The organism is Acetomicrobium mobile (assembly GCF_937920065.1).
Map to the genome: position 1 here is coordinate 1 of NZ_CALETC010000216.1, position 4,441 is coordinate 4,441.

Annotated in this window: 3 protein-coding genes and 1 pseudogene; 3 read left to right on the forward strand and 1 reads right to left on the reverse strand. The window is 41.8% G+C overall.

Features of this window, described 5'->3' with window-relative positions; all coding sequences use genetic code 11:
- The first annotated feature begins 549 nt into the window (after positions 1 to 549).
- The 3 genes from Q7P41_RS08460 to Q7P41_RS08470 all read left to right on the forward strand — a co-directional run bounded on the left by Q7P41_RS08460 (position 550) and on the right by Q7P41_RS08470 (position 3,750).
- Positions 550 to 969, forward strand: coding sequence for a hypothetical protein (locus tag Q7P41_RS08460; protein WP_303883457.1), 420 nt, complete (start codon positions 550 to 552; stop codon positions 967 to 969).
- 76 nt (positions 970 to 1,045) lie between these two features.
- Entirely contained in the window at positions 1,046 to 2,380 is a 1,335-nt protein-coding gene (locus Q7P41_RS08465) for a Glu/Leu/Phe/Val dehydrogenase family protein (RefSeq protein WP_303883458.1), read from the forward strand.
- Positions 2,381 to 2,448: 68 nt separating this feature from the next.
- Positions 2,449 to 3,750 carry a sodium-dependent transporter gene (locus Q7P41_RS08470; protein WP_303883459.1) on the forward strand — a complete coding sequence of 434 codons (1,302 nt, stop codon included), beginning with the start codon at positions 2,449 to 2,451 and terminating at the stop codon, positions 3,748 to 3,750.
- 473 nt (positions 3,751 to 4,223) lie between these two features.
- Here the strand turns inward: Q7P41_RS08470 and Q7P41_RS08475 are convergent.
- Positions 4,224 to 4,441 (reverse strand): annotated as a pseudogene (locus tag Q7P41_RS08475) (hypothetical protein); the annotation flags it as partial.

The window sequence follows — 4,441 nt, forward strand, 5'->3', positions numbered from 1 at the left end:
TCAAAATAAAAATTGGCTTAATTTGTCCCCACCGATTGAGCGTCGGTGGGGATTGTTTTATTCAAGAGAAAAGGTGAAGGGACAAAGGAACTAAGGAAACACTAATAAAAACACTAATAAATTGGAGGAAATATCTCATAGCAGAATGTTAAACTGATCAGATCTGCTCTAATCGCCAGTAAACGTGTTTGAAATATTTATATGAAACGCTTAGTATAAGCAACGCGTTGTCATACTTTATGCGTAAATTGCGTATCAAATAGAGTGCAATCATTTCGTATTATGACCGCGCAACGATAGCAAAGAGTTTCCTATTCAACAATAAGCATCTTTCGATGCGATTGTTTTTTCGTGTGATTCAGCGAATGAGCAGGTCGACTTATCTTCAAGTTAAGACCAAGGACCTGATGAAGATCAACTCCAAGAGCAAAATGAAAAAAGATTCAACTGTAATAAGGTAGCCACTGCAAGAACGCTTTTCTTATTGATCTCACTAATCTCTAATAATTATAGAGAAACCTTATAAACCTGGATATGAGGAGATGATAGATGACAGCTAGATTTCAGTCTTCTTCGGGGAGGAAGATTGAAGAAGATACGGTAGTGACAACAAGCGGAGGATTCCTCTCCGATGTGGATGGAGTCCTGGGGAAATTTCAGGAGATGTCGGGAGAGTTCCTCAAACCCTTTTCTATCCATCGATGTGGAGATTTCAAAGAGCTTCTTTCGTCCTTGATCGATAGTGCATGCCGTGAAAGAGTCTTTAAAAGACTAGACACCAACAAATACTTGATACGTAGTCGCACCTCCCATAAGGCTTTAGGGCAAGGACAGGATCTGCCTCCCTACCAATCCTCCATCTTGACGAGGGCTACATATGCCCAACCAACTTATCATGGTTTAGGGAGGCAGGAAACAAACTCCTTAAAGGGTTTTATAGCTCAGGTGAATGAAGTTCCCCTGCCTTAGATATATTGGATACAGAGGGGACAAACCCCCCTGTATATGCAACAGGTATAACATAATTCATAGTAGGAGGATATTTATGATGAAAGGTGTATTTGAGATGTTGCATCAAGAGAATTTAAATCACTTGGAGATTCACTACGATTGGAGAACAGACAAATTCATTTTCTATGCGGCTCGCGATTGGGATCCCGATACTGATTTCTCACAGTATAACAAACTATTTACTGTGTTCTCTCTGAGGCCCTCAAGTGGAAAATATTTTAATAGTGCAGAAACGGAATCTTTGTTTGCAAAGCACAATCTTGTTTCTTACATAGAGAAAATAAAGGCACTCATGCGTAAGGGACGCCATATTTTCCTAGACTGTTACTATAGCGAGAAGCTAGGGATACGTTTTGTCAACAATATCCATAGTGACAAACGAGGCCTGAACAACTTGCACTCTTCTTTATGCATGGGAGGCATTCGTCGCCATGAACCTGACGAAGAGGAACTCGATGTTTTCATTGATGGCATGAATCTCGGCCGGGCTATGACCTTTAAAAACGCTGCTGCAGATCTGCCTATGGGAGGTTGCAAGGTCACGGTTCAGATGAAGCCAATCGACTTAGACAATCTTGAGCAGGTGGGTTTTCTTGCTTATTGCAATGATCGCACTCGCAACACAGCCGGACCCGATATGCGTTTTCCTCCGGACTTAGCAGACGTAGTGAAGGCCCATTTTTCCCTTCATTTTACGGGAGGCCGTAAGGGTCCTTTAGGCCCTACTGGTACGCCAACAGCTCATGGCGTTCACATAGCCGTGAAACAAGCTGCACGCTTCTTGTGGGGTTCAGAGAGCCTTGAGGGTAAGAAAATTGTTGTGCAGGGTTTAGGAGCAGTAGGTTTCCCACTGGCAGAAGATTATATTCACGATGGGGCAAAATTGGTTATATGTGACGTAGACCCAGCCAAGATCGCGGAGTTGAAGGAGAAATATCCCAAAGCATCCATAGAAGTTGTTGAACCTTCAAACGTCCTTAAAGTGGAAGCTGACATTTTCTCTCCTTGCGCAATGGGTGGTGTTTTAAATGAGGACAATATACCAGGTCTTAAGTTCAAAATTGTCATGGGCTCTGCAAACAATGCCTTGAAGGCCTCTAGCCAGGAAGAAGAGTATACACTAGCCGATTTGCTGGCGAAACACGGGATATTATACCAAGTAGAATGGGTCCATAACATTGCAGGCGTTATGGCAGGGTACGAGGAATATGTTTATCAAGAGAAGGCAAGCATGGCACAACTTATGGAAAAGGCCGGAAAGCTGTGCAAAGAAAAAACATGGGAAAACTTGAACGAGGCAAAACGCGAGGGTATAACTCCTACGAAAAGAGCTTATTTAGTAGTTGAGCGAGAAATATATGGAGAATAACTTGTATAGGAGGCACAGCCCAACATTACATTAAGAGCAGTATGCAAATAGGAGGTGGGAGTTAGAGCATGGAAGAGCGTGAGCGCTTTTCATCTAAGTTAGGTTTTTTTCTTTCGGCTATAGGGTTTGCTATTGGCATAGGGAGCCTATGGAGATTTCCATATTTAGTAGGAATATATGGTGGCGGTATATTTTTACTATTCTATGTCCTTATCATTTTTGGAATTGCTGTCCCACTTCTAATATTAGAACTTGCCTTAGGGAGTGCCTCACAGAAAAGCCCCATTGGGGCTTACAGAGAGCTTAGTGGAGGAAAAGTTTGGATTTTAAACGGTTACCTTAACGTCTTTGCGATGCAGTTGCTCTTAGGTTATACCATGCCAGTAGCGGGATGGGTTACAGCTTACATTTTCAAGACTGCGGTTGGGACATTCAAGGATATGACACCAGCCCAAGTAGGAACGTACTTTGAAAACTTTATGGGAAGCGCTCCAGAAGTTATAGCCTGGAGCGCGATAACAGTAATATTGGTAGCTGTAATTATCAGCCGTGGCCTAAATAAAGGGTTAGAAGCAGCTAATCTATTTTGCATGCCGGCTCTATTTTTAATTTTAATTTTACTCATTTTTCGTTCTGTTACTCTCCCTGGATCACACTATGGAGTTGTCTACTATTTGAAACCAGATTTTTCGAAATTCACGGCTAAAGCTATTTATGACTGTCTTGGGCAAGCCTTCTTTGCTATCGGCGTGGGCATGTCGGCAGGAATTGTGTTTGGTAGCTATCTAAAGCAAGAACAAAAGAACCTTGTACGCCAAGGTATTCATATTGGCATAGCACTAACCTTAGCCGGATTTTTGTGTGGACTGGTGATTTTCCCTGCCGTCTTTGCATTTGGATTGGAACCCGCATTTGGACCAGGTTTAACTTTTATAACGATGCCAAATGTATTTAACCAGATGCCTTTGGGATCTTTGTTTGGAGTATTATTTTATATTCTATTTTACTTGGCTGCATTGTCATCTTGGCTTGGCGGTGCTGAGGCGGTTGCAGCAGCGTATATGGAGGAATTTGGATTTAACCGGAGAAAGGCAGTCTACATGGTAGGGGCAATCACGTTTATCCTTGGATGCTTTAGCGCCTATTCCATGAAATTTTTTGAGATTGCTGATACGATCTTGAATAACTCTCTCATCATAGGCGGTCTTATACTTGCACTATTTGTAGGTTGGTCCTGGAGCATGGATAAATTTTTCAAGGAAGCTAATGTACAATCCTCCTCGATCAAAACAATCTTCACACTTATTGTGAAGTATATTGCACCAGCTGCAATCATATACCTTGGCCTTAGTATGCATGGACTTTTTTGAAATACCTCTTAATGCGCCCTTTAATGAAAACAAAGGTTTCTTGATAAATTGATTATCCTAAAAGAGCGAAGATAGCCTTCAATATTCAACAATTAAGATTTTGGCATTATAAGTAGACAGACTAAACATACTATGTGAGGGCCAGCTGATAATGTAAGGATAAGTTTATCATCTTTACTTAAACTGGCTCTCATCTTTTTTTCAATGTAATTTTCTATGTAAAATGTAAAATCATTGTTACATTACATGAGAAGGTTACGTAAGGCGGAAATAAAGTCCATTACAAGTAGCGTTGTTGATTCATATAATAATGCATTGGTTGAAATCCGTAATCGATCTATAAGAGCAAGATTATTGCTAGACATCCATCATTGAATAACCTTAAAGAGATCGGCCACCTCATCTTCAGAAACACAAGCTGTAACAGCTGAACTCAAATAAATGTGCTTTGCGGAAAATATGGGGCGGTTCGTTTATCGCTTCACCTTCCCCACCTTCTTCCTCGCCGGCACCAGTATGTTCACCGGCGAGGCGTGCGCATGCTGTTCTTTTATGCCGCCTAGCGTGTAGGCTAGGTAACGTTTGGTCATTGCAAGATCGGTATGGCCCATGACATGCGGGACATGAACGCGTAACCCGCGCAGCCACGTAAACATACCTCTGTATATCAGCTCCAGGAGCCTTTTTGAGG